Here is a 3,878-nt window from a genome sequence, read left to right as displayed (position 1 = left end):
GTTTATGATTTTAAATTTTTCGATCCTAAAATTTAAATGATTATCTAATAAATACGGTAAGATAAATTCCAGAAATTCCCAGTTACAAGTACTAGGAATTTCTTATAAATTTAAGACCTAAAGCCTTGTTTTCATCTTTTCAAATTCATCTTTTATCACTTGCTCGTGTGGCTCGCTAGTCATTTTATTTATCGCGTCGCCCCAGATACTGACCATGATGATGGCTAGGCTTGAGGTTAAAATGCCTGGTAAAATTTCATAAACATAGGCATTTAGCCCTGATGTTATCCAAAATATCACAGTCGCACCGCCAGCTATCATGCCAGCAAGCGCTCCAAGTGCGCTCATGCGTTTCCAGTAAAGGCTAAAAAGTAGCACCGGACCAAAGCTCGCGCCAAATCCAGCCCAAGCGTTGCCAACGACGTTTAGAACGTTATCTGTAGAGATAAAGGCAAGCACTGTGGCAATTATCGCTACGACCACGACTGCATAGCGGCTGATCGCTGTTTGCGTGCTTTGGCTCACCTCTTTTTTATAAAATGCAAAGATAAAATCTTTTGTGACCGAGCTTGAAGTGACTAAGAGCTGGCTTGAGATGGTACTCATGATCGCTGAAAGCACGGCTGAGATGATGATACCTATAAAAAATGGTGGGAAAAGTAGCTCACCAAGCTTTAAAAATACGGTCTCAGGATCGCTTAGCCCGCCTCTTTGGCTAAAATAGACAAAGCCGATAAGTCCGCTCATAATTGCACCTAGTAGTCCGATCGTCATCCAGCCAATGCCGATCCTTCTTGCCTTTGCAAGCTCTTTTGAGTCACGTATCGCCATAAATCTAACGATGATATGTGGCTGCCCAAAGTAGCCAAAGCCCCAAGCTAGAAGGCCCAAAATGCCCCAGAAAGTCTGGTCTCTAAATGGATTTAGGTGATTTGCATCAAGCCTGCTTATCTCTTTTATCAAATTTGTATCGCTTGGCAAGTCTAAATTTAGATATGCCACGACTGGGATCGAGACTAGGACGCAAAACATCAAAAGCCCCTGAAATGCGTCAGTTATACTAACAGCCTTAAATCCACCAAAAAATGTGTAAAAGACTACGATTATGAGCGTAAAGACCGCTCCGTATGCAAATTTTAAGCCAAAAAAGCTCTCAAAAGTCTTGCCACCAGCGATGATGCCACTACTTACATAAAGTGTGAAAAATATCAATATGATAAGACCTGAGATGATCCTTAAAATTTTAGTCCTATCTTTAAAGCGGTTTTCTAAAAAATCAGGTATCGTGATGCTGTCGCTCGCAACCTCAGTATAGACCCTAAGCCTCTTTGCTAGAAATAAGTAGTTGCAGTAAGCTCCCACGATAAGACCAGCTATCATCCAGACATTTGCCACGCCAGTTGCGTATAAGGCCCCGGGCACGCCAAGTAGCATCCAACCACTCATATCAGAAGCGCCAGCACTAAGTGCGGTGACTACTGGACCCATTTGACGGTTATCTAGCAGATACTCGTTCATACTTGCATTTTTATCGTAGAAATATCGTCCGATAAAGAGCAAGAAACCAAAATAGATGGCGATGGCTAAATAAGACCCAAAGCTCATAAAATTCCTTTCAAATAAAATAAAACGGTTATGTTATTACAAAAATATTTAAATTTCAATGAGTGGGCTTGTTCCTTAAAAATTTTTAAGCAAAATGATATATATTTTTTCGTATCATTTAAGGCTACATTTTAAAGAAAGGACGAAGTTGAACGCTCAAAATTTAGCCAAATTTCTATTTTTTATAATAATTGTCTCGCTTGGAACATATTTTTTCTATCCAAGAGATCTTAGCGAGGCGCAAGAGATCGCATATATCAAAAGTTACGGAGTAACACTTGGCCTTACGATAGGCGGTATTGCTATAGGTATAACACTTGGATTTATTTTAGCTTTTATTAAATTTTTAGATATCAAGGTTTTAAATTTTGTCATAGATGAGTATATCGACATCTTGCGTGGAACGCCTGTAATACTTCAACTTCTAATATTTTCAGTGGTCATTTTTGCCACTTGGAGTGACAACTTCTATGTCGCTGTGATCGCACTTGGACTAAATAGCTCGGCATACGTCGCTGAGATCGTAAGAAGCGGCATAAATAGCGTCGATAAAGGCCAGATGGAGGCAGCTAGGGCGATGGGGCTAAACTACTACGTTTCGATGCGTGAGATAGTCTTCCCACAAGCTACTAAAAATATCTTGCCAGCGCTTGCTAATGAGTTTATCTCACTTTTTAAAGAGACCTCAGTCGTTGGCTACATAAGTGTCGTTGATATCACGATGCAAAGTAAGAGCCTTCAAGCGGTCTTTTACAGCCCAGAGCCAGTCATTTTTACGGGCATTGTATATTACGTGAGCGTTAAATTTTTCACCCTTTTGGTGAAACTACTTGAGAGGAGACTAAATCGCCATGATTGAGATTAAAAATTTAAACAAAAGCTATGGCGATTTGCGTGTTTTAAATGACATCAGCGTGGATATCAAAAAAGGTGAAGTCATAGCGATAATTGGTCCAAGTGGCGGTGGAAAAAGTACATTTTTACGTTGCATAAACCGTCTTGAAGAGCCAGATAGCGGACATATCAAGATAAATGGCGAAGATATCCTCAATAAAAAATCAGACATAAATAAAATTCGCCAAAAAGTGAGTATGGTTTTTCAGCACTTTAACCTTTTTGCAAACAAAAACGTCTTGCAAAATTTAACTCTAGCTCCGATAAAAGCTGGGATCTTAGACAAAGAGAGTGCTGAGAGGAGGGCTGATGAGCTGCTAAAGAGCGTTGGGCTAAGTGATAAGAAATTTGCCTATCCGCACAAGCTCTCAGGCGGTCAAAAGCAGCGTATTGCCATCGCTAGAAGCCTAGCTATGGATCCAGAAGTGATACTATTTGACGAGCCAACAAGTGCGCTAGATCCTGAGATGATCGGCGAGGTGCTTGATATCATGAAAGATGTCGCCGCAAAGGGCATAACGATGCTTGTTGTAACTCACGAAATGGGCTTTGCAAGAAACGTGGCAAATAGAATTTTCTTTATGGACAAAGGCAAGATAGCCGTTGATGACACGCCAAAAAACGTCTTTACAAATCCGCAGCACGAGCGTCTGCGAGAGTTTTTAGGTAAAATTTTAAATCACTAATAAGGAGTAAAATGAAAAATTTATTAAAAGTTCTAGCGTTAGGGTTGGTTATGTTTTTTATAGGTTGTGGCGATGATAGTAGCAAAAAAACCGTTGCAAATGCGCCAGAAGCTAGCAAAGAGGTAGTTTATAAGGTCGGGTCAAGCGCTGATTATCCTCCGTTTGAGTATCTTGATGATAAAAATCAAATCGTTGGTTTTGAGATCGATCTTCTAAACGAGATCACTAAAAAAACTGGGATAAAATTTGACGTTGCAAATATGAGTTTTGATGGGCTGATACCAGCCTTAAAAACAGGCAAGATCGATATCGCGATAAGCGGCATGAGTGCGACTGATGAGAGAAGAAAGTCAGTTGATTTTACTAAGCCATATTATTTTTCAGAGAATTTATTTATCCGCAAAAAAGGCTCAGATGTAAATAAAGACAACCTTAAAGATAAGAAAATTTCGGCTCAAGTTGGCACACTTCAAGAAGAGGCAGCTAAAAAGATCACAACTCAGTCAATCCCAGCTGAAAACGTAGCAGCAGCTATAATGTCACTAAACGCCGGTAAGATCGACGTTGTGCTAACAGATAGCCCGATAGGTATAGAGTATCTAAAACAAAATCCAGACCTAGAGGAGTTTTTGAGACTTCCTGACGGCACAGAGGGCTTTGCGATGGCATTTGATAAGGGCAAACATACTGATC

Annotated in this window: 4 protein-coding genes; 3 read left to right on the top strand and 1 reads right to left on the bottom strand. The window is 40.1% G+C overall.

Going from position 1 to position 3,878, the window contains the following annotated elements:
- Nucleotides 1-117: 117 nt before the first annotated feature.
- Nucleotides 118-1,605, bottom strand: a complete 1,488-nt coding sequence (gene putP, locus CYP77_RS00200) for a sodium/proline symporter PutP (RefSeq protein WP_021092063.1) — start codon at nucleotides 1,603-1,605, stop codon at nucleotides 118-120.
- Nucleotides 1,606-1,753: 148 nt separating this feature from the next.
- Here putP and CYP77_RS00195 point away from each other — a divergent pair, with 148 nt between their 5' ends.
- The 3 genes from CYP77_RS00195 to CYP77_RS00185 all read left to right on the top strand — a co-directional run.
- The gene (locus CYP77_RS00195) at nucleotides 1,754-2,464 is read left to right on the top strand and encodes an amino acid ABC transporter permease (RefSeq protein WP_012140157.1); all 711 of its coding nucleotides are present in this window, start codon (nucleotides 1,754-1,756) and stop codon (nucleotides 2,462-2,464) included.
- On the top strand, nucleotides 2,457-3,185 hold the full coding sequence (locus tag CYP77_RS00190) for an amino acid ABC transporter ATP-binding protein (RefSeq protein ID WP_103558564.1): 729 nt from the start codon (nucleotides 2,457-2,459) through the stop codon (nucleotides 3,183-3,185). Before CYP77_RS00195 ends, CYP77_RS00190 begins: the two co-directional genes overlap by 8 nt.
- Before the next feature lie 11 nt (nucleotides 3,186-3,196).
- Nucleotides 3,197-3,878: transporter substrate-binding domain-containing protein (locus CYP77_RS00185; RefSeq protein WP_103599650.1), on the top strand; the 682-nt coding region annotated here is incomplete at its 3' end.

Origin of the sequence: Campylobacter concisus (assembly GCF_002913865.1) — a bacterium.
Classification (GTDB): Bacteria; Campylobacterota; Campylobacteria; order Campylobacterales; family Campylobacteraceae; genus Campylobacter_A; species Campylobacter_A concisus_AM.
This window is presented reverse-complemented; position numbering and strand designations above follow the sequence as displayed.